22 protein-coding genes are annotated in these 22661 nt (G+C 72.5%); 9 read left to right on the top strand and 13 right to left on the bottom strand.

Annotated elements, in window-relative coordinates; translation table 11 throughout:
* Position 1 precedes the first annotated feature (1 nt).
* The 3 genes from crtI (at position 2) to ACYVLT_RS09580 (ending at position 4196) form a co-directional block, all read left to right on the top strand.
* A complete protein-coding gene (gene crtI, locus ACYVLT_RS09570) occupies positions 2-1495 on the top strand; it encodes a phytoene desaturase family protein (RefSeq protein WP_461119772.1) in 1494 nt (497 codons plus the stop codon).
* A 260-nt stretch (positions 1496-1755) separates the two neighbouring features.
* Positions 1756-3297 carry a polyprenol phosphomannose-dependent alpha 1,6 mannosyltransferase MptB gene (gene mptB / locus ACYVLT_RS09575; protein WP_461119773.1) on the top strand — a complete coding sequence of 514 codons (1542 nt, stop codon included), beginning with the start codon at positions 1756-1758 and terminating at the stop codon, positions 3295-3297.
* A complete protein-coding gene (locus ACYVLT_RS09580) occupies positions 3294-4196 on the top strand; it encodes a phytoene/squalene synthase family protein (protein WP_461119774.1) in 903 nt (300 codons plus the stop codon). The genes mptB and ACYVLT_RS09580 overlap by 4 nt, the downstream gene beginning before the upstream one ends.
* A gap of 140 nt (positions 4197-4336) precedes the next feature.
* Here the strand turns inward: ACYVLT_RS09580 and ACYVLT_RS09585 are convergent, their stop codons facing one another.
* Positions 4337-4702, bottom strand: a complete 366-nt coding sequence (locus ACYVLT_RS09585) for an Rv2175c family DNA-binding protein (protein ID WP_461119775.1) — start codon at positions 4700-4702, stop codon at positions 4337-4339.
* Positions 4703-4886: 184 nt separating this feature from the next.
* On the opposite strand from ACYVLT_RS09585, the gene ACYVLT_RS09590 reads away from it, so the two are divergent.
* Positions 4887-6935, top strand: a complete 2049-nt coding sequence (locus ACYVLT_RS09590) for a Stk1 family PASTA domain-containing Ser/Thr kinase (RefSeq protein WP_461119776.1) — start codon at positions 4887-4889, stop codon at positions 6933-6935.
* A gap of 56 nt (positions 6936-6991) precedes the next feature.
* Here ACYVLT_RS09590 and ACYVLT_RS09595 read toward each other — a convergent pair whose 3' ends face one another.
* A complete protein-coding gene (locus tag ACYVLT_RS09595) occupies positions 6992-8380 on the bottom strand; it encodes a class II 3-deoxy-7-phosphoheptulonate synthase (protein ID WP_461119777.1) in 1389 nt (462 codons plus the stop codon).
* 63 nt (positions 8381-8443) lie between these two features.
* Here ACYVLT_RS09595 and ACYVLT_RS09600 point away from each other — a divergent pair, with 63 nt between their 5' ends.
* Entirely contained in the window at positions 8444-9463 is a 1020-nt protein-coding gene (locus ACYVLT_RS09600) for a DUF2891 domain-containing protein (protein WP_461119778.1), read from the top strand.
* On the opposite strand, the gene ACYVLT_RS09605 is transcribed toward ACYVLT_RS09600, so the two are convergent.
* Positions 9450-11177, bottom strand: a complete 1728-nt coding sequence (locus ACYVLT_RS09605) for an AfsR/SARP family transcriptional regulator (RefSeq protein WP_461119779.1) — start codon at positions 11175-11177, stop codon at positions 9450-9452. The two genes, ACYVLT_RS09600 and ACYVLT_RS09605, sit on opposite strands and share 14 nt — an antisense overlap.
* A gap of 134 nt (positions 11178-11311) precedes the next feature.
* Here ACYVLT_RS09605 and ACYVLT_RS09610 point away from each other — a divergent pair, with 134 nt between their 5' ends.
* Both ACYVLT_RS09610 and ACYVLT_RS09615 read left to right on the top strand, forming a co-directional pair.
* Positions 11312-11560, top strand: coding sequence for a DUF4242 domain-containing protein (locus tag ACYVLT_RS09610; protein ID WP_461119780.1), 249 nt, complete (start codon positions 11312-11314; stop codon positions 11558-11560).
* Positions 11561-11582: 22 nt separating this feature from the next.
* The gene (locus tag ACYVLT_RS09615) at positions 11583-11939 is read left to right on the top strand and encodes a cupin domain-containing protein (protein ID WP_461119781.1); all 357 of its coding nucleotides are present in this window, start codon (positions 11583-11585) and stop codon (positions 11937-11939) included.
* Between the two features lie 54 nt (positions 11940-11993).
* Here the strand turns inward: ACYVLT_RS09615 and ACYVLT_RS09620 are convergent, their stop codons facing one another.
* From ACYVLT_RS09620 to ACYVLT_RS09630, 3 genes are all read right to left on the bottom strand, one after another.
* Positions 11994-13019, bottom strand: a complete 1026-nt coding sequence (locus ACYVLT_RS09620) for a 6-phosphofructokinase (protein WP_461119782.1) — start codon at positions 13017-13019, stop codon at positions 11994-11996.
* Between the two features lie 80 nt (positions 13020-13099).
* A complete protein-coding gene (locus ACYVLT_RS09625) occupies positions 13100-13612 on the bottom strand; it encodes a polyadenylate-specific 3'-exoribonuclease AS (RefSeq protein WP_461119783.1) in 513 nt (170 codons plus the stop codon).
* 22 nt (positions 13613-13634) lie between these two features.
* Entirely contained in the window at positions 13635-14366 is a 732-nt protein-coding gene (locus tag ACYVLT_RS09630) for a lysophospholipid acyltransferase family protein (protein WP_461119784.1), read from the bottom strand.
* Positions 14367-14567: 201 nt separating this feature from the next.
* Between ACYVLT_RS09630 and ACYVLT_RS09635 the strand changes: the two genes are divergently transcribed.
* Entirely contained in the window at positions 14568-15044 is a 477-nt protein-coding gene (locus tag ACYVLT_RS09635) for a hypothetical protein (RefSeq protein ID WP_461119785.1), read from the top strand.
* A gap of 214 nt (positions 15045-15258) precedes the next feature.
* Here the strand turns inward: ACYVLT_RS09635 and ACYVLT_RS09640 are convergent, their stop codons facing one another.
* From ACYVLT_RS09640 to ACYVLT_RS09670, 7 genes are all read right to left on the bottom strand, one after another.
* Entirely contained in the window at positions 15259-16191 is a 933-nt protein-coding gene (locus tag ACYVLT_RS09640) for an anti-sigma factor RsbA family regulatory protein (RefSeq protein WP_461119786.1), read from the bottom strand.
* A 112-nt stretch (positions 16192-16303) separates the two neighbouring features.
* On the bottom strand, positions 16304-17275 hold the full coding sequence (locus ACYVLT_RS09645) for an ROK family glucokinase (RefSeq protein ID WP_461119787.1): 972 nt from the start codon (positions 17273-17275) through the stop codon (positions 16304-16306).
* Positions 17269-17634, bottom strand: a complete 366-nt coding sequence (locus ACYVLT_RS09650) for a hypothetical protein (RefSeq protein WP_461119788.1) — start codon at positions 17632-17634, stop codon at positions 17269-17271. The genes ACYVLT_RS09645 and ACYVLT_RS09650 overlap by 7 nt, the downstream gene beginning before the upstream one ends.
* 5 nt (positions 17635-17639) lie before the next feature.
* Positions 17640-18848: an ArsA family ATPase gene (locus ACYVLT_RS09655; RefSeq protein WP_461119789.1), complete on the bottom strand. Its 1209-nt coding sequence runs from the start codon at positions 18846-18848 to the stop codon at positions 17640-17642.
* Positions 18845-19282: an SRPBCC family protein gene (locus tag ACYVLT_RS09660; protein WP_461119790.1), complete on the bottom strand. Its 438-nt coding sequence runs from the start codon at positions 19280-19282 to the stop codon at positions 18845-18847. The genes ACYVLT_RS09655 and ACYVLT_RS09660 overlap by 4 nt, the downstream gene beginning before the upstream one ends.
* A 27-nt stretch (positions 19283-19309) precedes the next feature.
* Complete coding sequence (locus ACYVLT_RS09665) at positions 19310-20098, bottom strand: metallophosphoesterase family protein (protein ID WP_461119791.1); 789 nt, start codon at positions 20096-20098, stop codon at positions 19310-19312.
* Between the two features lie 11 nt (positions 20099-20109).
* Positions 20110-20490, bottom strand: coding sequence for a polyketide cyclase / dehydrase and lipid transport (locus ACYVLT_RS09670; RefSeq protein ID WP_461119792.1), 381 nt, complete (start codon positions 20488-20490; stop codon positions 20110-20112).
* A gap of 112 nt (positions 20491-20602) precedes the next feature.
* Here ACYVLT_RS09670 and ACYVLT_RS09675 point away from each other — a divergent pair, with 112 nt between their 5' ends.
* Entirely contained in the window at positions 20603-22411 is a 1809-nt protein-coding gene (locus ACYVLT_RS09675) for an AMP-dependent synthetase/ligase (protein ID WP_461119793.1), read from the top strand.
* Positions 22412-22661 lie beyond the last annotated feature (250 nt).

The raw sequence follows: 22661 nt of genomic DNA on the forward strand, positions 1-22661 counted from the left end.
GATGCGCACGGTCACCGGCCGCACGGACCACGTGGTCGTGGTCGGCGCGGGGTTGGCGGGGCTGTCCGCGGCGCTGCACCTGCTCGGCGCGGGCCGCCGGGTCACCGTGGTGGAGCGCGACGCCGTGCCCGGTGGCCGGGCGGGGAGGCTGGACCTGGGCGGCTACCGGTTCGACACCGGGCCGACCGTGCTGACCATGCCGGAGCTGGTGGACGAGGCGCTCAACGCGGTGGGCGACTCGCTGCGCGACCGGCTGGACCTGCGCCCGGTGCACCCCGCCTACCGGGCCCGCTTCGCCGACGGCAGCACGCTGGACGTGCACTCCGACGCCGAGGCGATGGAGGCCGAGGTGCGCCGGTTCGCCGGTCCGCGCGAGGCGCAGGGGTACCGGGCGCTGCGCCGCTGGCTGACCGAGCTGTACCGGGTGGAGCGCGAGCGGTTCATCGGCTCGAACTTCGACTCGCCGCTGTCGCTGCTCACCCCGCAGCTGGCGAAGCTGGCCGCGTTGCGCGGGTTCGGGCGGCTGGGGCCGTCGGTGGCGCGGTTCCTGCACGACGAGCGGTTGCAGCGGGTGTTCTCGTTCCAGTCGCTGTACGCGGGCGTGCCGCCGCGCAAGGCCCTCGCCGCGTACGCCGTGATCGCCTACATGGACACGATCGCGGGCGTCCACTACCCCGAAGGCGGGATGCGGGCGCTGCCGGACGCGCTGGCCGCGGCGGCCCGGGACGCCGGCGCGGACCTGCGCTTCCAGACCCCGGTGGCCTGGTTGGAGCGCATCGGCGGCCGGGTCACCGCGGTGCGCACCACGCACGGCGAGCGCATCCCGTGCGACGCGGTGGTGCTCACACCGGACCTCCCGATGTCGTACCGCCTGCTGGGCCACCGCCCGCGCCGGCCGGTGCCGATCACGTGGTCGCCGTCCGCGGTCGTGCTGCACGCGGGCGTGGACCGGACGTGGCCGGAGCTGGCGCACCACACGCTGCTCTTCGGCGCGGCGTGGGAGCGCACGTTCGACGAGCTGACCCGCCGCGGCACGTTGATGAGCGACCCGTCGTTGCTGGTCACCGCGCCGCCGGGGCAGGGCATGTTCGTGCTGGCGCCCGCGCCGAACCTGCGCACCGGCCCGATCGACTGGGACCGCGTCGGCCCGGCCTACCGCGACGAGCTGGTCGGCGTGCTGGAGGCGCGCGGGCTGACCGGTTTCGGCGCCGCGATCGAGGTCGAGCACCTGGTCACGCCGCGGGACTGGGCCGCGATGGGCCTGGCCGCGGGCACCCCGTTCTCGGCCGCGCACACGTTCGCCCAGACCGGCCCGTTCCGGCCGCGCAACCTCGTGCTGGACAACGCGGTGCTGGCCGGGTGCGGCACCACGCCGGGCGTCGGCGTGCCGCCGGTGCTGATCTCGGGCCGGCTCGCCGCCCAGCGGATCACGGGCGCCACCGCCTCGAGGTCCCGGCGGTCGGTGGCGGCGCGGCGGGCGCACACCCGCCGATGACCGGCGTCGGGACGTGACGTCGCGCACCCCGCGCGGCGCCGTCCACCGCGGGCACGTGTTGAACAGTGCACCCCGACGGGGGATCCGGCGGTACTCGGCGCAGGTCGGACCGATCCCGACCGGGTGATCGAATACTCCATGTGGTCACTCCCCCGGGTGACCTGCGGCGTGCAAGGATCGCTCCGGGTGTTACGAGCGTGTCACCAGACAGCGCCATCACGTGCCGGCGCGTCTTGACGTTGTGCGACGATGTTCGCGCGATGGCCGCGACCCCGTCCTTCCCGAGATCGAGCGCCGCACCTGTCGGGCCGGTGCGGTCGTCGGCTACCCGGGTTCCGGGCGACGGGGGCCGATCGGACCGGCCGGATCCGGGCGGCATCCCCATCCGCACCATCCTGCTCGGCGTCGGCGGCGTCATGCTGATCGCCCTGGGCGGCACCGGCGCCGGCGCGATCCTCAAGCACGACCCGCTGATCGCCGACACCTCGCTGAGCTTCATCCGGTACGGCCACGGCCACGACCTGGCCACCGCGGTGCTCTACGTCGGGCTCGGCATGGTGATCTGGTCGTGGATCCGGCTGGGCCGGATGGTGCGCAACCGGCACGTCGGCAGCGCCGCGGTGCTCACCGCGATCGTGGCGTGGACGCTGCCGCTGCTGTTCGCGCCGCCGTTGTTCAGCAAGGACATCTACAGCTACCTGGCACAGGGCCAGATCGCGCTCAACGGCCTCGACCCCTACTCCGTGGGTCCCGCGGTGCTGCAGAGCCCGCTGTCGGACAACGTGAGCTGGGTCTGGCAGAACACCCCGGCGCCGTACGGGCCGCTGTTCCTGATGCTCGCCGAGGGCGTGGTGTGGGCGACCGCGGGCAGCGTCATCGGCGGCGTGGTGGCCATGCGGCTGGTGCTGGCCCTCGGCCTGGTGCTGCTGTGCTGGGCGTTGCCCGGGCTGACCCGCCACCTCGGCGGTCGGCCCGCGGTCGCGCTGTGGGTGGCCGTGGCGAACCCGCTGATGCTCGTGCACCTCATCGGCGGCGCGCACAACGACCTGCTGATGGTCGGCCTGCTGGCCGCCGGGGTGCTGCTGGTCCTCGACCGCAGGCACGTGCCGGGCATCGCGGTGGTGACGCTGGCGTTCGCGGTGAAGGCGACCGCCGTGGTCGCGCTGCCGTTCCTGGTGCTGGTCTGGGCGGGCAGGTTGGGCGGCACGCGGGCGGCACGGCTCGGCAAGGCCATCGCGGGCGGCCTGGTCACGTTCGTCGCCGTGTTCGCCGCGACCACCGCGGTGTCCGGTCTCGACCTGGGCTGGATCCCGGCGCTCAGCTCGTCGTCCACGATCGTGAACTGGCTGTCGCTGCCCAGCGCGGTCGGCGACTTCGCGCACACCGTGGTCAACGCGTTCGTCCGGGTCGAGCCGGGCTGGTTCATGACCATCGCCCGCGGCCTCGGCTCGGTGCTGCTGGTCTACATCGCGTGGCGGCAGTGGCGGGCCGCGCAGGACGGCGGTCCGGAGGCGATGCGCCGCGCCGCGATCACCATGCTGGCCGTGGCCCTGCTCTCCCCCGCCACGCTGCCCTGGTACTTCAGCTGGCCGCTGGTGATGGCCGCGGCGCTGCCGTGGACCACGACCGGGTTGAAGGCGGCCGCGTTCTTCTCCACCTGGCTGCTGCTGGTGACCTTCCCCAACGGGGACACGGCGCTGTACTCGTGGGTGTACCTGGCGATGGTCGCGGCGGTGTCGGCGCTGGCGTGCGTCTCGCTGACCAAGCCGGACCCGCTGCGGCTGTCCGGCAGGTACGGGTGACGGACCGCGCCGGGCCGGACGTCTCCGCCGCCTACGCCCGTTGCCGCGAGCTGAACGCCCGGCACGGCCGCACGTTCTACCTCGCCACGCGCCTGCTCACGCCCGCCCAGCGGCCCGCCGTGCACGCCCTGTACGGCTTCGCGCGGTTGGCCGACGAGATCGTGGACAGCGGCGGGTCGGCCGACCCGGCGGCCGAGCTGAAGCTGCTGGAGGCGCAGCTGCTCGACGAGCTGGCGGGACGTGCCACGGGACACCCGGTGCTCGTCGCCCTGGTGGACGCGGTGCGCCGCCACTCGATCGACCCGGCCCTGTTCACCGATTTCCTCACGTCGATGCGGATGGACCTCACCGTCACGTCCTACCCGGACTTCCCGGCGTTGGAGCGGTACGTGCACGGCTCGGCGGCGGTGATCGGGCTGCAACTGCTGCCCGTGTTCGGGACGGTGGTGCCGCGCGCCCTGGCCGAGCCGCCCGCCGCCGCGCTGGGCCGGGCGTTCCAGCTGACCAACTTCCTGCGCGACGTCGGGGAGGACCTCGACCGGGGCCGGGTCTACCTGCCCCAGGACGTGCTGGCGGCCCACGGCGTCGACCGGGAGCTGCTGGTGTGGTGCCGGCAGACCGGGCGGCCCGACCAGCGGGTGCGGCGGGTGATGCGGCACCTGGTCGCGCACACGTTGGCCGAGTACCGGGAGGCCGAGGTGGGTGTGCCGATGCTGCGGCCCGTGTCGCGGCCGTGCGTGCGGACCGCGCTCACGCTGTACCGGGAGATCCTGGACGAGATCGCGGCGGCCGACTACCAGGTGCTGGACCGGCGGGTGGTGGTGCCGAACGCGCGCCGGCTCGCGGTGGCCGGGCCCGGTTTCGCGCGGGCGCTGGCGGCCAGGGTCACCGGGCGCTAGCCGGAGGCGCGACGTCCGGACGACTCCCCGGTCGGGGGCCGCCCGGACGTCGAACGGTCGTCCGGCGTCGAACGGTCGTCTGGCGTTGAACGGTCGTCTGGCGTTGAACGGTCTTCTGGGAGAAGTGGTGCGTCGGCGCGTCAGAACGCCAGGGCCTGTGCCCGCCGCTTCACCTCACGGCCGCGGTCGCCGCGCAACGCCTCGACGGGCGTGCCGGGCAGGGTGTCGTCCTCGGTGAACAGCCACCGCAGGATCTCTTCGGTCGAGAAGCCGGAGTCGCGCAGCACCGTGATGGTGCCGGGCAGCCCCTTGACCACGCCTCCGGCGGCGAGGAACTGGGCGGGGACGACGAGGACGCCGTTCCGGCGCTCCGCGAGCAGCTGACCGTCGCGCAGCAACTGGTGGACTCGGTTGATCGGCAGGTCAAGACGCTCAGCGACCTCGGGGAGGGACAGGACCTCCAGGTCGGGAGCCAGCACATCCGCAGCGGCAGGAATCGCACTCACCTGCGTCACGATGCCACAACGACGTGAACGACGCCCTGCGCCAACCGGGTGGTGGCGGTACACCCTCGGGTCCCCTTGCGGACACCCCCTGTTTCGACCCGCTTTGACGCGGATCCCACAAGCGGGCGTGGGATGCTCCTGCGCACAGCATCGGTCGGCACCACCCACCGTACGATCCACGGCTGTGGAAAGGTCGGCGACGAACGTGATCGGCGGGCTGCTCGAACAACGCTACCGGGTAGGCACCCTGGTCGCGCGGGGCGGCATGTCCACCGTGTACCGCGGTGTGGACACGCGGCTGGAGCGGACCGTGGCCATCAAGGTCATGGACCCCAGGTTCTCCGCCGACCCGCAGTTCGTGGCGCGGTTCGAGCGCGAGGCGCGGGCCGCGGCGAAGCTGCACCACCCCGGCGTGGTGCAGGTGCACGACCAGGGCGTGGACGAGGACCGGGTCTACCTGGTCATGGAGCTGGTCGAGGGCGGCACGCTGCGCGACCTGCTCAACGCGCGCGGCAAGCTGGACGTGGCGCTGGCGCTCACCGTGATCGAGAAGGTGCTCTCGCCGCTGGCCGCCGCGCACCGGGCCGACCTCGTGCACCGGGACGTGAAGCCGGAGAACGTGCTCATCGGGTCCGGCGGCACGGTGAAGGTCGCCGATTTCGGCCTGGTCCGGGCGGTCTCCACGGCCGGTGTGACCAGCGACACCATGATCCTGGGCACGGTCGCCTACCTGTCACCCGAACAGGTCACCACCGGTACCACGGACGCGCGCAGCGACGTCTACTCGGCGGGCGTGCTGCTGTACGAGATGCTGACCGGCGCGCCGCCGTACGTGGGCGACAACGCCATCTCGGTGGCCTACCGGCACGTGAACGACGACGTGCCCGCGGTGCCGGACGTGCCCGCGGAGGTCGCGGAGCTGGTGCGGCGGGCGACCCGCAAGGAGCCGTTCCTGCGGCCGGCGGACGCCGAGTCGTTCCTGTCCGAGGTGGAGACCGCGCGGGCGAGGTTGGGCCTGGCCACCGTGGACGTGCCGGTGCCCGTCGCCGCCGCGCCCGCGCAGGAGGCCACCGAGCACGTGCCGCTGAGCCTGGCCGAGCAGACGTTGCGGGTGGAGCCGGTGCGGGTGGGCGCGGGCGCGCCGTTCGCCGACCCGACCGTGCCGGTGCGCCGGCCGAACCCGCTCGTGCCGCCGTCAGCGGGCCCGCAGGGCACCAGGGCGATCTCCCGGGCGGAGCTGATCGCGCCGCCCGAGCCGGCCGCGCCGGTGCCCCCCGCGGTCCGCCCGCGCCCGAAGAGACAGCCGAAGAAGAAGACGCCCGAACAGCTCTACGAGGAGATGCGGGCGCGCAGCAAGCGGCAGTTCATCACGTGGATCAGCGTCGTGGTGGTGGCCGCCCTCATCATCGGCATCACCAGCTGGTGGCTGGTGGTGGGCCGGGTCACCACCGTGCCGGACCTGGTCGGCAAGGACGAGACCACCGCCACCGCGCTGCTGGACGAGGCGTCGTTGAAGAGGTCGCTGCGGACCGAGAACAGCGACACCGTGCCCAGCGGTCAGGTGATCAGCACCGACCCGCCCGCCGGCACCAAGGCCAACCAGGGCGACCTGGTGCGGCTCGTGGTGTCCGCAGGCAAGCCGGTCGTGCCGCAGGTCAACGGGGGCGTCGAGGTGGCCGCGGCCGAGCAGGAGATTGCCTCGGTCGGGCTGAAGTCCCAGCTCAACCCGGCTGAGGACGCGTTCAGCGACCGCGTGCCCAAGGGCAAGGTGGTCACCCTGAAGCCCGCGCCCGGCACGCCGGTGCCGATCGGCTCCACGGTGACGATCGTGCTCAGCAAGGGCTCCCAGCCCAGGCCGGTGCCCAGCGTGACCGGCAAGACCAAGGACGAGGCGTTCGCCGAGCTGAGCGCGGCCGGGTTCGACCCGGTCGAGGGCCCGACGGAGTTCTCCGACAAGGTCGACGGGGGCAAGGTCATCCGCACCGACCCGCCGGCGGGCACGAACCTGCCACCGAACAACCGGCAGGTGACCGTCATCGTGTCGGCCGACTCGGTGACCGTGCCGCAGGTCGAGGGCAAGACGGTCAAGGAAGCGAAGAAGATCCTGGAGGACGCGGGCCTCAAGGTCGACGTCCAGTTCAACAACCGCGACCGGGCCCGCGTGGTGAACCAGTCCATCCGGGCCGGTGAGCGCGTCCCGAAGGACACCAAGATCACCATCATCGCGGTCTGACACGGCAGTGGCCCCCGACTCGTCGGAGTCGGGGGCCACTGCCGATCGAGGTTCTCTCAGCTCCGCAGCATCTCGGCGACCAGGAAGGCCAGTTCCAGCGACTGCTGGGTGTTCAGGCGCGGGTCGCAGGCGGTCTCGTAGCGGCCGGCCAGGTCCAGGTCGGAGATCTCCTGGGCGCCGCCCAGGCACTCGGTGACGTCCTCGCCGGTCAGCTCGATGTGGATGCCGCCGGGGTGGGTGCCCAGGCGCCGGTGCACCTCGAAGAAGCCCTGCACCTCGTCGACGATCCGGTCGAAGTGCCGGGTCTTGTAACCGGTGGACGACTCGTGCGTGTTGCCGTGCATCGGGTCGCACTGCCAGATGACCTGGTGGCCCGACGCGGTGACCTTCTCGATGATCGGCGGCAGCACGTCGCGCACCTTGCCGTTGCCCATCCGGCTGATCAGGGTCAACCGGCCGGGCTGGTTGTGCGGGTCGAGGCGCTCGACGTACTCGACGGCCATCTCCGGCGTCGTGGACGGCCCGATCTTCAACCCGATCGGGTTGGACAGCAGCTCGGCGAACGCGACGTGCGCGCCGTCCAGCTGCCGGGTCCGCTCGCCGATCCACAGGAAGTGCGACGACAGGTCGTACAACTTCGGCTGGTCACCGTTGGTGTCCAGGCGCAGCAGCGCCCGCTCGTAGTCCAGCAGCAACGCCTCGTGCGAGGCGAAGATCTCGGTGGTGTGCAGCGACGCGTCGTTCACGCCGCACGCCGACATGAACCGCAGGCCGCGGTCGATCTCGCCGGCCAGGGCCTCGTACCGCTCGCCCGCGGGCGACTGGCGGACGAAGTCCTTGTTCCAGTCGTGCAGCCGGTGCAGGTCGGCCATGCCCGCGGTGGTCATCGCGCGCAGCAGGTTCATCGCCGCGCCCGCGTTGGCGTAGGCGCGGATCATCCGGGACGGGTCCGGCACGCGTGCCTCGGGCGTGGCGACCAGCGAGTTGACGATGTCGCCGCGGTAGGACGGCAGGCCCAGCGCGTCGATGCCCGACGAGCGCGGCTTGGCGTACTGGCCGGCGATGCGGCCGATCTTCACCACCGGCAGGCTCGCGCCGTAGGTGAGCACGACGGCCATCTGCAGCAGGGTCCGGACGTTCGCGCGGATGTGCGGCTCGGTGTTGTCCGCGAACGTCTCCGCGCAGTCGCCGCCCTGCAGCAGGAACGCCTCGCCGCGGGCGACCTCGGCCAGGTTGTCGCGCAGCCGGTCGATCTCGGCGGGCACGGTGATCGGCGGCACGCTCTCCAGCACGGCGCGCACCCGGCGCACCTGCTCGGCGTCCGGCCACTCCGGCTGCTGGGCGGCGGGCCTGCCCAGCGCGTCGTGGAGCCGGTCGCGCAGCTCGGGCGGTAGGGGCGGAAGCTCGGGAAGCGTGTCCACGGGCACGTCCACGGTCCAGTTCACACGTTAAAGATAGCCGTCCACACTCAGAGACGGACGCGGGTCCGCCTGTGCATCATGTGGGCCATGCCTGACACCCGACTGGATGACGACACGGCGGCCAGGCTGCTGTCGACCGCGGTGGACAACCTCCGGCGGGACTACCCGGGGCACTGGTCGCACGTCGTCACCGGCGACGCCGACCTGGTGCCGCAGCGGGTGCTGCACCCGATCTTCGCGGGCTCCTTCGACTGGCACTCGTGCGTGCATCAGACCTGGTTGACGGCCCGCCTGCTGCGGTTGCGGCCCGGCGTCGAGGGTGCGGAGCAGGCCCGCCGGGTGCTGGATTCGCTGATCACCGAGGAGCACGCGCGGACCGAGGCGGCGTTCTTCGACGGCCCCAACGGCGGGTTCTGGGAGCGCCCGTACGGGTGGGCGTGGCTGCTCGTGCTCGATGCGGAACTCCGCACCTGGGACTCACCGTGGGCGACCGCGTTGCGGCCGTTGAGCGCGGTGCTGCGTGACCGGTATCTCGCCAAGGTGGCGGGCGCGCGGCTGCCGATCCGGACCGGCACGCACGGCAACACCGCGTTCGCGACCGGGTTGGTGCTCGACGCGGCACGTGCCGTGGGTGACGAGGAGCTGGCCTCGGCGTGCGCGGAGGCGGCGCTGCGGTGGCACCGCGAGGACGTCGGGTACGGCGGGTTCGAGCCGGACGCGGCCGACTTCCTGTCCCCCGCGCTGACCGAGGCGGACCTGATGCGCCGGGTGCTGCCGGCGGACGCGTTCACCGCCTGGTTCGAGGCGTTCCTGCCGCACCTGGAGGACTCGCGCTGGAAGGTGCTGCGCGAGCCGACGCCGGTGGACGACCCGGGTGACGCGTACGGCTCGCACCTGGTCGGCCTGGCGCTGTCACGGGCGTGGCAGTGGGGCGCCATCGCCGACGCGCTGCCCCCGGACCACCGGTACACCGACCTCGCCCGCACGGCCGCCGAGGAGCACCGCGAGACCGGCCTGCGGCACGTGTTCGGGCACGGCTACTACGCCGAGCACTGGCTGGGCACCTTCGCCGCCTACCTGGACCTCGGCGCGTTCACGGACCGCTGAGGCCGGTCGGGCAGCCGGCCGCGGCGGCACGGCACCTGCGCTCCTCCAGGGGACGGCGCATCGCCGCGAACCGCTCGGCGGCCTCCAGGAACAGCGCCGCCGCCTGCGTGCGCTGACCCTGCGCACGCCGGACCTGCGCGCGCACCTCCCACAACGCGGCCGACCACTGGCCGCCCTGCCACAGCCCGCTGATCCGCTCCGCCTCCACCAGGTGCGGCCGGGCCCGGCTGGGGCTGCCCGCGCACGCGCACGCCGTCGCCGCCGCGATCCGGAAGCCCATGGAGCACGGGTCGCACACGTGCGGCGCCTCGGTGAGCCACCGCTCGGCCTCCCGGATCGCGCCGAGCGCGCCGCCGAGGCTGTCGGCGGCCTGCACGCGGACCCCGTGCAGGCGGATCACCAGGTGCGACGGGATGCCCGACGACCGGGCCAGCGGCAACGCGCGGTCGAGGTCGGCGCGGGCGGCGGCGCGGTTCCCGCGGCGGGACGCGGCCTCGGCGAGCCGTTCGAGCGCCAGGGACTGCGCCGAGACGCACCCGGCGCGTTCGGCCTCGCACAGGGACTCGCGCAGGGTGGCCACCGCGGTGTCGAGGTGGCCGGACAGCAGGGCGAACTCCCCCAGCAGCAGGAAGGCCAGCGCCCGGCCCGCCGCGGAACCCGCCCGTGACGCGATGTCCAGCAGGTCGCGGCCGAACGCCTCCGCGCCGTCGTGCCCCTCCGGCCCGTAGAGGTAGAACTCCTGGAAGCACAGGTGGGCGTCGTAGACCTCCGGCCGCGTCGGGTGCCGCACGGAGTCGGCGAACTCCTCCCGGAACAGCCGGTGCCACGTGCCGCGGGCGTGCGCGACGAGGGCCAGCAGGGTGGAGGCCTCGCCCAGCTCGTGCCCGAGGTCGGCGTCCAGCGCCAGCACCCGCACCTGCCTGGCCAGCCGCTCGGCCTCGGCGAGGTGGCGGCGCCCGAACGCGACCAGGCCGTTGGCCAGCGCCACCGCCGCCCGCTGCGACGGCGACGGCGGCTCGGCCGCGTCCACGGCCAGCGCCGACTCGTACAACGCGATGGTCTCCGCGTCCGGCCCGACCCCGATCCGCTCCCGCAGCGTGCGGCGCAGCCGGTCGAACTGGCGCAACGCCTCCCGGCGGTTGCCCGCGGCCAGGTGCCGTCGCATCACCGCGCGGTGGGCCTGTTCGTCGGTTTCGTCCAGTTCGAGCAGCCGTGCCCAGTCGCCGGCGGCCCTCAGCAGCGCGACGTACCGGCCCTCGACCTTCTCGTGCGGCTCGGCCACCCAGCACTCGTAGCGGTCGTCGACGAGCAGGCCACCGCGGTACTCGGCGGCGGCGAGCGCGCAGCGGGTGGCGTCCCCCGAGGCCAGCGCGGCGTCGGCGGCCCGCTCGAACCGGTCCAGGTCCACGTCGAGCACGCCGCCCGGCCACAGCGTCAGCAGCCGCCCCTCGCACCGGACCGCGTCGGCGCGTCCCAGCGCACGCCGCGCGTAGTAGACCGCCTTGCGCAGGTTCGCCCCGGCCGCGTCGGCGGGCAGGTCGGGCCACAGCCGGTCCATGACCTGCTCGCGGTGCAGCCGGTGGTCGGGCTCCACGGCCAGCAGCTTCACCACGTCGGCCGCCCGGCGGTTGCGCCACACGTTGCCGGGGACGGGTCTGCCGTCGACGGAGACGGAGAACCTGCCCAGAACGCGCACCTGGCAGGTGGCCGGCATGGCGGCACCCTACGTCCGCCCTCGCCGGAGCGCTCGGGGGAAGCCGGGGCGCTGGTGGGAACGGTTTGGGAACGCACCGCCGCCTAGCGTGTTCCGACCAACCGGGGCAAGACCGACCAGGACAGGAGGACGCGATGTTGTTCATGGACGTGCACAACAACCTCCCGGAGGGCGCCGGCGCCAAGGACGTGGCCGACGCCCACTCCGCCGACCTCCGCACCCAGGACCAGTACGGCGTCCGGTACCTCAACTACTGGGTCGACGAGAAGGACGGCAAGGCCTTCTGCCTGGTCGACGCGCCGGACGCGGAGTCGGCGCACCGGGTCCACCGGGAGGCGCACGGCCTCGTGGCGGACGAGATCTACCCCGTGGTCCAGGGCTGAGACACGACGAGAGGTGATGGAGATGTCCGTGCTGGCGTCGAAGAGCTTCACGGAGCCGGAAGAGGTCCGCGAGTTCCCGCACGGCCACGTCGACCTGGTCACGGTCGGTGGCACGACGGTCGGCAGAGCGGAGTTCGAGCCGGGCTGGCGGTGGTCGAAGGACGTGCAGCCGATCGCGGGCACGCACTCCTGCCAGGCCTCCCACACCGGCTACATCCTGTCCGGCCGGATGCACGTCGTCATGGACGACGGCGAGGAAGGCGAGGCCGGGGCGGGTGAGGCGATCATGGTGGAGCCGGGGCACGACGCCTGGATCGTCGGCGACGAACCGTGCGTGATGGTCGACTTCACCGGCCTGACCGACTACGCCAAGAAGTGATGAAGAGCCCCTGGCGTCCGAGGACGCCAGGGGCTCTCACCGAAAGGTCGGATCTCAGCCGAAGAAGACCTCGGCCTCGGCGTAGCGGTGCACCGGGACGGTCTTGAGCTCCGCCGTCGCCTCGGCCAGCTTCACCCGGACGATCTCCGTGCCGCGCAGCGCGACCATGACGCCGAAGTCGCCCTCGGCGACCGCGTCCACCGCGTGCAGGCCGAACCGGGTGGCGAGCACGCGGTCGTAGGCGGTGGGGATGCCACCGCGCTGGACGTGGCCCAGCACGACCGCGCGGGACTCCTTGCCGGTCCGCTCGGCGATCTCCTCGGCCAGCCAGGTGCCGACGCCGCCCAGCCGGACGTGGCCGAACGCGTCCTTCTCACCGGAGTGCAGCACCTCGGCGCCGCCCTCGGGCATCGCGCCCTCGGCGACCACGATGATCGGGGCGAACTGGCGCTCGAAGCGGCGCTCCACCCACTCGACCACCTTGTCGACGCTGAACTGCCGCTCCGGCACCAGGATCACGTTCGCGCCGCCGGCCAGGCCCGAGTGCAGCGCGATCCAGCCCGCGTGGCGGCCCATGACCTCGACCACCAGCGCGCGGTGGTGCGACTCGGCCGTCGTGCGCAGCCGGTCGATCGCCTCGGTGGCGATGTGCACGGCGGTGTCGAACCCGAACGTGTAGTCGGTCGCGCCCAGGTCGTTGTCGATGGTCTTCGGCACGCCCACGACGCCGATGCCGTCGTCGGTCAGCCGCTTGGCGACGCCGAGGGTGTCCTCGCCGCCGATCGCGATCAGCGCGTCGACCTTGTTCGCGGCCAGCGTCTCGCGGATGCGGTCGACACCGCCGTCGATCTTGTACGGGTTGGTGCGCGACGAGCCGAGGATGGTGCCGCCCCTGGTGAGGATGTCCTCGACGTCATCGAGCCCGATCGGCTTGGTCAGGTTCTCGACCGGTCCCTGCCACCCGTTGCGGAACCCCACGATCTCCCAGCCGTGGGCCTCGATGCCCTTGCGGGCCACACCGCGGATGACCGCGTTGAGGCCGGGGCAGTCGCCACCGCCGGTGAGCACACCAATGCGCATTTGCTTAGCCAATCTCTTCTCGTGGCGTGGGTCACCCAAGACTGACACGCCCTGGATCGGTGCAGCAAGCGAGGGTCCACCTACCGGACGGAGAAACCCCGGCGCTGCCGCTCGCTCTCGATCACCTTCCAGCGCGCGAGGTTGTGCCTGGCGTCGGCCAACGCGTCGTGCGCGTCGGCCGGGGCCTGCGGCAGCCGCGGTTTGCCCACGTCCTCCCAGCGCTGGCGCAGGTCGCGGGTGAACCGGGGCAGGCAGCGCGGCAGGGCCGGCATCGGGCCCCACAGCTGTGCCAGCGCCACGTGGTCGTAGGCCGCGAACCACGCCCACAGCTCGATGTCGTCCCGGTTGGCCTTGGGCCCGCCGACGAAGTCGAGCAGGTCGGCGCGGATCCGCTCCCGGCTGCGCCACGCCCGGTCGGCGGGCGGCGGCAGCTGGTTGAGCACGTTGGCGCGCACCCACGGACCCGCCTTGGCCGGGTCGAACTCGGTCGACACGGCGTAGAACTCGCGGCCTTCCTCGTCGACCACCCCGATGGAGACGAGGTCGATCGTGACCCCGTCTTCGATGAACTCACAGTCGTAGAAGAACCGCACCCCGCCAGCCTAGGGGTGCCGATCAGCCGGCCTTCGCCTCGGGCAGCCGATCGGCCGCCAACGCCTGCTTGTCCTCGCCCTGTCCCTCCTTGGCCTTGGCCGCGTAGACGTCGACGTACTCCTGGCCGGACAGCTCCATCAGGGCGTACATGATCTCGTCGGTGATCGACCGCAGCACGAACCGGTCGCCGGACAGGCCCGCGTAGCGGGAGAAGTCCAACGGCTTGCCGATCTTGATCCGGATCGGGTACGGCCGCCACATCTTCGAGCCGATGGGGTTGGCCTTGTCGGTGCCGAACATCGCGACCGGGATGACCGGCGCGCCGGACTCCAGCGCGATCCACGCGACGCCGACCTTGCCCTTGTAGAGGCGGCCGTCGGGCGACCGGGTGCCCTCGGGGTAGATGCCGAGCAGCTTGCCCTCGCGCACGATCCGCACGCCGGTGTCGAGCGCGCCCTGGGCGGCCGACGCGCTGGACCGGTCGATCGGCACCTGGCCGACGCCGGAGAAGAACCAGCGTTGGAAGGCGCCCTTGAGCCCCTTGCCGGTGAAGTACTCGATCTTGGCCGGGAAGGTGACCCGGCGGGACAGCTTCAGCGGGAGGAAGAACGAGTCGGAGACCGCGAGGTGGTTGCTCGCCAGGATGGCGCCGCCCTCCTTGGGGATGTTCTCCGCGCCCTCGATGATCCGGGGGCGGAAGAACAGCTTCAGGAGCGGCCCGAGAAAGATGTGTTTCATCAACCAGTAGAGCACCGCTGGGAGCGCCTCCTCGACGTGCTTGATCCCCGCCGCCAGCCTACGGAGCCGATGGCGAAACACACAACGAACACCCGCGCGGAGGCGGTACGGTCCCAAGGTCCACCGGCTGCCGTAATCCGCAACACAACGGGCTCGTGGGACGATGACACCTGGCAGAGGATTGGCCTTCACGACCCGGAGGGCTGGAGCACGCCGATGAACTCGCGACGCGACTCGACCGACGGCCCGGAGGACGTGGACGCGACCTTCGCCGAGATCGTGGCGGGCCTGGAACGCGAAGGCGTGGGCAGGCAGGCCTTCCCCGACGAGGTCGAACCGGACGAAACCGACGAGGCGGAGCCCGTGCGCCCGGGGCGGCCCGAGGGCCAGCCCGCCGTGGCCACGGCCGACGACGACCCCGACGCGTACCCGGACTCGGACGACCCGGACGACCACTACGTGCCGCCGGAGCCGCCGCCGCTGCCCGCGTTGCGGCCGGGCACGATCGCGGCGCTGCTGGTGATCGCCCTGGGCGTGGTGCTCCTGCTGGTGCCGGGCCTGTTCGGCCTGACCGGCAAGATCGGCACCCCGCTGGCGCTGATCGTGATGTGCTCGGGCGCCGGCTGGCTGATCCTGCGCATGCGCAACACCAACCCCCCGGACTCCGGCTGGGACGACGGCGCCGTCCTCTAACCCCCGCGAGTCGAACCCTCAAGCCCCGAGAGTCCTACCTCCAGACCTCGAGAGTCCTACCTCCAGGTCGCGAGAGTCCTACGTTCAGGACCCCTGAATTCAACGCTCAGGTACTCGACCGTTCGTCGTGAGTGTTGAACTCGGGGTGCCTGAACGTAGGACTCTCGCGACGCGAACGTAGGACTCTCGCGGTTTGGAGGTTCGACTGGCGGGGTCAGGTGGTGGCGGTCAGGCGGATGGTGTAGCCCTCGGCGTCGCGGGTCATGCTGACGTCGCTGCACGTCCGGTGGGTCAGCCAGAGGCCGACGCCGGCCGTGGTGGTGCGGTCGGTCGGGACCAGGCCCGCCGAAGGTGACGACGGGCCGTCGCCACCGTCCGTCACCGCCACCAGCACGTGCGACGCCCCCGCCCACGCACGCAGCCGCACGGGAGGCAGCCCGTGGCAACAGGCGTTGGTCACGGCCTCACTCGCCGCGTACACGAGGTCGTCCACCTGGTCCCGGCTCAGCCTGGTGATCGCGCACGCCGTGGTCACCGCCCGCCGCGCCTCGGCCGGTGTGGGGTCGGTCAGCTCGACCAGGGGCGGCCCGGCCTCGAACCCGGTGGGCCCGGCCGACGGCAACGCCCACGACGACCGGTACCGCGGGTTCGGCAGGTGCGACCCGTCCGTCCCGGCGACGTGCGGGTGCGTGCGCACCACGTCCGCCAACACCCGCGCCGGCGTGGTCCGCAGGTCGTACGGGCACAGGCTCCACAGCGGCACCTCGGCGAAGACCTCGTTCACCGCCGCCTCGTAGCGCCCCCACCAGTCCCACGTCGCCCCGACGCCGGGGTGCGGCACGTCGCCCACCACCCGGATCTGCGTCGAGCCCGCGTACTCGGCGAACAGCTTCCGGTAGGCCAGGATCGCCTCGGTGGGCCGGTCGTACTGGTCGCCGCCGGACAGGAACACGATCCCGGACGCGTCCGCCACCGCCTCCCGGACCAGCCGCTCGTTGGCGGGCCGGCACGCCAGCAGCACCGGCTCACCCGCCGACACGCCCTCGTCGACGAACGGCACCACGATCGACCTGAAGTCGTCGTCGCTGCCGTAGAACGCGCTCTCGTGGAAGTAACCGACGTGCCCGCTCGCCGCACCCGTCCTCATCGGCGCACCACGGTATCGACGCGGGACACGCGGACGTCGTGGTCGCGCGGTCCCCGGGTGGCGGTCACGGCGCCGGAGGTCCGCATTCCGCGATGCTACGCGGACCGGCAGATCAACGGTGGCGACCGTTGCGGGCTGTGCTCGCCGCCACGTCCCGGGCCAGGGTCGCCACCCCGACGATCCCGGCGTCGTCACCGAGCTGCGCGGTCCGGATGCGGGCCAACGGCCGGTGCCCGGCCCCGGTCAGCACGGTCGCGTAGTGCTCACGGGCGTCGTCCAGGAACAGCGGCGCGGACTCCGAGACACCGCCCCCGATCACCACGACCTCGGGGTCGTACACGTCGGCGACCAGCGCCAACCCCTCCCCCAGCCACCGGGCCAGGTCCGCCATCGCACGCTGCGCCAACGGGTCGCCGTCACGCGCCGCGCCCGCCACCCGACGCCCGGTCACCGCCCGCGAGTCGCCCAACGCCTCACGCGCCAGCACGGTCGACTGACCGGGGTAGCGGGCCAGCAGCTCGACCGCCGTGGTGCTCAACGCGGTACCGCTGCAGTACCGCTCCCAACAGCCGTTCTTGCCGCACGGGCACGGCCGCCCATCGGGCACGAGCCGCAGGTGGCCCAGCTCCGGCGCCACGCCATGCGCACCGCGGAACACCTGGCCGTCGATGAGCAGCGCACCGCCGATACCGGTGCCGAGCGCGACCAGGGCGGCGATCTTCGCGCCACGCGCCGCGCCGAACCGGTGCTCGGCCAGCGCCGCCGCGTTCGCGTCGTGCTCCAGCACCACCGGCATGCCGACCCGCTGGGAGATCCGCTCCGCCACCGGCGCCTGCCGCCACGCCAGGTGCGGCGCGAACCGCACGGTCTGCCGGTCGGAGGCGACGAACCCGGCCACGGCCAGGCCGACGCCCGTGACGCGGTGCCGGGACGCCAGCTCGGCGACGGCCGTGCCGATCGCCTCCTCCAACGCCTCCTCGCCGCTGGGTGTGGCCGCACGCGCCGTGTCGAGCACCGCGCCGTCGCCGTCGACCACACCCGCGCGCACGCTCGTCCCGCCGACGTCGACGCCGACAGTCAGCACTGCGACCCCTGGTCACGCCGCACCACCGGGATGTGCTGGACGCGCGGCTTCTCCGGCTGCTCCGGCTCCTCGTCCGAACCAGGACCAGCACCTGTGCCAGGAGCCGAACCCGGAGCCGACGCGGGCTCGGTCAGCGCCGCCCGCAACACCGCGATCAACCCGGTCACGTGCTCGGCTGCCTTGGCGGCCAGCTCCGACCGGTCGCCGCGGGCCAGCGCCACCGCGTTGCACAACGGGCACCAGCCGCACGTCCGCGTGTCGTGCTCGCCCTCGGCGGCCATCCGGTGCAGCCACGGCTGCGCCCGCTCGGCGGCCGCGTCGAGCAGCAGGCGCAGCTCTTCGGTGAGCTTCGAGTCCACGTGCCTCACCGCATCCACAGGTCGGGGTCGGGTGCGAACCGCACCGCCAACCCGGTGTCGTCCAACTCCGCGCCGGTCACCAGGCAGCGCTTGAGCAGCGACGGCAGCGCGACGAGCCGGCGCCTGCCGTCCACGGTGACGGCCAGGTCGTCGCCCACCCGCGCCAGGTCGAGCGACGAGTCGCCGACCGGCAGCGCGATGCGCAACGTGTACTCCCGCTCGCCGGTCCGCTCCACGTCGAGCAGCCGCCCGTCGCCCGACGCGCCGTCCAGCGGGTCGCGGCCCTGGTAGAGGCTGTCGGCGAGGTCGAGCAACGCGGTCGTGCCGACCGGTTCGGCGGCCCGGTGCTCCACCGTGCGCACCGACCCGAGGTCGGCCAGCTCGGCGAGCACCGCGTCCTGCTCGGCCCGGCGGGTGCGCAGCCACGCGGCGGCCGGACCGCGTCCCGCGCCGGGGTGCGGCACCACCCGGTTGGCCACCACGCCGTCGACCCGGATGCCTTGCAGGGCCAGCGCCGTCACGGTCCGCCTGGTCTCCGCCGCCACCACCCGTTCGGGGGTCAGCACCAGCCGCACGCTGGTCGTCGGCGAGGTCAGCAGGCCGCGCAGCTGCTCCAGGTTCTCCGCGAGCCTGCCCAGCGCGTCGGCGGTGGCGTCCCACTTCTCCACCGTGCCGCTGCCCGCGACACCGGCCAGCAGCCCGCGCACCACCCGGCGGTGGGTGGGGAACAGCCGTTCCAGGTAGGAGGCGAACGCCTCGGGCAGCGCCAGCAGGCGCAACGTCTCGGCGGTCGGACCGCAGTCCACGACCACCACGTCCCACGGCCCGCCGCTCGCCAGCCGCCGCACCTCCGACAGCGCCAGCAGCTCCTCGACGCCGGGCAGGACGGTCAGCTCCTCCGCGTCCAGCTCGTCCACGCCCGCGCCGGCGAGCACGGTCCGCAGGTGTCCCCGCAGGTCGCGCCACGCGTCGTCGACGAGCGCGCGGGGGTCGACCTGGGCGGCGTGCAGGCCGCCGAGCGAACCGCCGCCGTCGACCTCGGCGACGTTCCCGGACAGCGGCACGCCGAACGCGTCGCCCAGCGAGTGCGCGGGATCGGTGGACACGACCAGCGCCTTGCGGCCACCGGCGGCGAGCGCGGTGGCGGTGGCGGCGGCCAGGGTCGTCTTGCCGACCCCGCCCTTACCGGTGAAGAGCAGCAGGCGGGCGCTCATCCAGCGTTTTCCACCCGCCGCTTGAGCTCCTTGAGCGCGGTATCCATGATCATCTTTTCGGCCTTGCGCCGGAACAGGCCGATCATCGGCACGACGAGCTGCACCGACAGCGTGTAGGTGACCTCGGTCGAGCCGCCCTGGGGCGCCAGCGCGTAGCTGCCCTCCTGCGACTTCTGCATCTGACCCTTGACCAGGTGCCACGAGATCCGGCTCGGCGACCACTCGTCGTAGGCGAGCACGTACTCGTCCTTGATCGGGCCCTGGTCGATGTTGAACTTGACCTGCGCCGCGCGCCCGTCCGCCCCGGTCTCCAGCACCTCGGCGCGCTTGACCCCGTTGGCCCACTCGGGGTAGGCGTCGAAGTCGGCGATGACCGCCGCGATCTCCTCGGGCGTCGCGTCGATGACGATGGACTGGGTGGACTCGTCGGCCATGCCCGGGAGGCTACCCGGTGGTTCTGCTCACCAGCGCAACACGTGGGGCGTGCCGGTCCGCTGGAAGTGGCCGACGTTGACGCACTCGGTCCAGCCGACCCGCACCCGCCGCGCCATCGGCTGGTGCACGTGCCCGAACACCGACCACCGCGGCCGGTCGCGCTCGATCACCTTCAGCAACGACGTCGAGCCCAGCTCCGGTCGGCGGGCGACCACGTCGTAGGTCAGCTCGGCCACCGCGGGCGGCACGTGCGTGCACAGCACGTCGACCTCGCCCAGCCCGGCCAGCGCCGCGCCGAAGTCCGACTCCGTGCGCAGGTAGGGCCGCCACGGACCGCGCCGGTTCGGCACGAAGCCGGGGTGCAGCAGAGCGCCGCCCGCGAAGCCGAACCTCAGCCCGCCGATCTCGGCGACCTGCCCGTCGAGGACGTGCACGCCGTCACGGGCGAACATCGGCCACAGCTCGGGGCTGTCGACGTTGCCCGGGGTGGCGTAGGTGGGCGCGCTCATCGCCGCGAACATCGCGGTGTACTGCTCCATGATCGCCTCTTGGACGACGTCCGCGGCGTTGTCCAGGCCCTCCCACAGCGACCGCATGTAGCGGACCGTCTCCGCGCCGAACCGGCCGCGCCGCAGCCGGGCGAACACCTCGACCTTCTCCGCGCCGAACACCCGGCCGAGGATGCCCTTGCCGTGGTCGTGGTAGTCGACGAAGTCCACCAGGTCGCCGAGCACCACGAGCGCGTCGGCGCCGTCCCCGGCGCGGGCCAAGGCCTCCGCGTTGCCGTGGACATCCGAGACGACGTGAACCCGCACGAGAGCCAAATCTACGGCAGCGCGGGCGGCACACCGGGGGGCCGACCGTCCTCCAAGATCATTTTGAGGCCGAGTGACACCTGCTTGGCGGCCAACTGGCGGCGGCGCACCTCGCGGCGTATCCGCTTGTCGGACGCACCGCCCGGCAAGTCGGCACGCAGGAAGTAATGCAGCAGGGTGCCGTCCAGGACCGGCTCCAGCCACACCTCCATCGTTCCGACCAGCGCGCCGCCGACCGTCCAGCGCAACCCCTGGGTGCCCCGATCGGCGTAGACGTCCAGGGTGAGGTCGGGCCAGAACCCGACCCACGCGGCGGGCGGCGCGAAAGCGGCGGCGACCACCGCCGGAGGCACTGCGAGGAACGTCTCGTCCACCACGTCGACACTGGGCACGGGAGGGAAGAGTGCCACGACACGGTCACGGAAACACCGGCCGGCCTGGTGTATCGCCGGAATCACAGGCTAGGTTTCCCCACCGGTAACAAACAATCGTCCGGAGGTCGACGTGCGCGAGTTCAGCGTCCCCGCCACCGCCACTGTGGCTGCCGAGGAGAACCTCACCGACATGGTGTGGGCGAACGCGGAGCGCTTCGGCAACGCCGTCAGCTTCCGCCGCCGCGTGGACGGCACGTGGGTGGACGTCACCGCCCGCGACTTCGCCGCGCAGGTCCTCGCGGTCGCCAAGGGGTTGGTCGCGGCGGGGTTGCAGCCAGGCGAGCGGGTGGGACTGATGTCCAAGACCCGCTACGAGTGGACCCTGCTCGACTTCGCCATCTGGCAGGCGGGCGGCGTCGTGGTCCCGATCTACGAGACCTCGTCGACCGAGCAGGTCGAGTGGATCCTGTCCGACTCCTCGGCCAAGGCCGTGTTCGTGGAGACCGCCGAGCACCGCGCGGGCGTGGACTCCGTGGTGGCGGGCCTGCCCGAGGTGCGGCACGTGTGGCAGATCGACGGTCCCTCCGGTGACGCGGCGGGCGCGATCGACGAGCTCACCGCGCTGGGCGCGTCGGTGTCCGACGACGACGCGCGCGCCCGGCGCAAGATGGTCGGCGCGGACGACACCGCGACCATCGTCTACACCTCCGGCACCACCGGCCGGCCCAAGGGCTGCGAGCTGACCCACCGCAACCTGCTGTCCGAGGTGCGCGGCGGCATCACCGCGTTCCCGCAGCTCATGCAAGCGGGCAACTCGCTGCTGGTGTTCCTGCCGCTGGCGCACATCCTGGCCCGCGCCCTGTCGGTGTGCGGCGTGTACACGCGGGTCACCATGGGACACACCGCCGACGTGAAGAACCTGGTGGACGACCTCCAGTCGTTCCGGCCCACGTTCGTGGTGGCCGTGCCGCGGGTGTTCGAGAAGGTCTACAACGGCGCGAAGCAGAAGGCGCACGCGGCGGGCAAGGGCAAGATCTTCGACGCGGCCGAGGCGACCGCGGTGGCCTACAGCCAGGCGCTGGACACCGGCGGCCCTGGTCTCGGGCTGAAGCTCAAGCACGCGCTGTTCGCCAAGCTCGTCTACAGCAAGCTCCAGGCGGCGCTCGGCGGGCGCTGCACCAACGCGGTGTCCGGCGGCGCGCCGCTGGGCGAGCGGCTGGCGCACTTCTTCCGCGGCATCGGCGTGCCGGTGCTGGAGGGCTACGGCCTCACCGAGACCAGCGCGGCGGCGTGCGTGAACACGGCGGCGGCGTTCCGGGTCGGCACGGTGGGACGTCCGGTGATCGGCACGGCGATCCGCATCGCCGAGGACGGCGAGATCCTGATCAAGGGCGACATCGTGTTCCGCAGCTACTGGAACAACGACCAGGCGACGGCCGAGGCGCTGGAGGACGGCTGGTTCCATTCCGGTGACATCGGCGAGCTCGACGCGGACGGCTTCCTGAAGATCACCGGCCGCAAGAAGGAGATCATCGTCACCGCCGGCGGCAAGAACGTCTCGCCGGCCGTGCTGGAGGACCGCCTGCGCGCCCACCCGCTGATCAGCCAGTGCATGGTGGTCGGTGACGCGCAGCCGTTCATCGGCGCGCTGATCACGGTCGACCCGGAGTTCTTCCCGGCGTGGAAGGAGCAGAACGGCAAGCCCGCGTCCGCGACCGTGGCCGACCTGATCGACGACGAGACCCTGCGCGGCGAGATCCAGGCCGCCGTGGACGAGGCCAACCAGGCCGTGTCCAAGGCCGAGGCGATCAAGAAGTTCCGCATCCTGCCGGTCGACTTCACCGAAGCCGGCGGCGAGATGACCCCGAGCCTCAAGCTCCGCCGCTCGGTCGTGGCGTCGACCTACAAGCAGGACATCGAAGCCATCTATGCGGGCTGACCCCTCGCAAGGTCGCTGAGCAGAGTCAATCCGACAAAGACGAGTGGCCCGCACCGATGGTGCGGGCCACCCGACCCCCAGTGATCGCGTATCCGCTGACGCGGACCCGAGAAGCTTGTTGTCCCGGTCCCCCAACCGGGACGTTCATAGAGTGCCTGAGCGCGCTGTCGTATCGCTGACGCGGCGGTGACTCGTGCCGTCAGCGCCCGCCCTAGGCTGTGTGACGGGGAGGCGGAACGAGGGGACGCAA

It is taken from the genome of Saccharothrix stipae, from assembly GCF_054781895.1.

Excerpts from the sequence above, each read along its gene's own strand:
- crtI (WP_461119772.1), top strand. The coding sequence starts at position 2 with ATGCGCACGGTCACCGGCCGCACGGACCACGTGGTCGTGGTCGGCGCG.
- ACYVLT_RS09605 (WP_461119779.1), bottom strand. The coding sequence starts at position 11,177 with ATGCCGGCCACCTGCCAGGTGCGCGTTCTGGGCAGGTTCTCCGTCTCC.
- ACYVLT_RS09655 (WP_461119789.1), bottom strand. The coding sequence starts at position 18,848 with ATGAGCGCCCGCCTGCTGCTCTTCACCGGTAAGGGCGGGGTCGGCAAG.
- ACYVLT_RS09635 (WP_461119785.1), top strand. The coding sequence starts at position 14,568 with ATGAACTCGCGACGCGACTCGACCGACGGCCCGGAGGACGTGGACGCG.
- ACYVLT_RS09600 (WP_461119778.1), top strand. The coding sequence starts at position 8,444 with ATGCCTGACACCCGACTGGATGACGACACGGCGGCCAGGCTGCTGTCG.
- ACYVLT_RS09640 (WP_461119786.1), bottom strand. The coding sequence starts at position 16,191 with ATGAGGACGGGTGCGGCGAGCGGGCACGTCGGTTACTTCCACGAGAGC.
- ACYVLT_RS09615 (WP_461119781.1), top strand. The coding sequence starts at position 11,583 with ATGTCCGTGCTGGCGTCGAAGAGCTTCACGGAGCCGGAAGAGGTCCGC.
- mptB (WP_461119773.1), top strand. The coding sequence starts at position 1,756 with ATGGCCGCGACCCCGTCCTTCCCGAGATCGAGCGCCGCACCTGTCGGG.
- ACYVLT_RS09620 (WP_461119782.1), bottom strand. The coding sequence starts at position 13,019 with ATGCGCATTGGTGTGCTCACCGGCGGTGGCGACTGCCCCGGCCTCAAC.
- ACYVLT_RS09610 (WP_461119780.1), top strand. The coding sequence starts at position 11,312 with ATGTTGTTCATGGACGTGCACAACAACCTCCCGGAGGGCGCCGGCGCC.
- ACYVLT_RS09660 (WP_461119790.1), bottom strand. The coding sequence starts at position 19,282 with ATGGCCGACGAGTCCACCCAGTCCATCGTCATCGACGCGACGCCCGAG.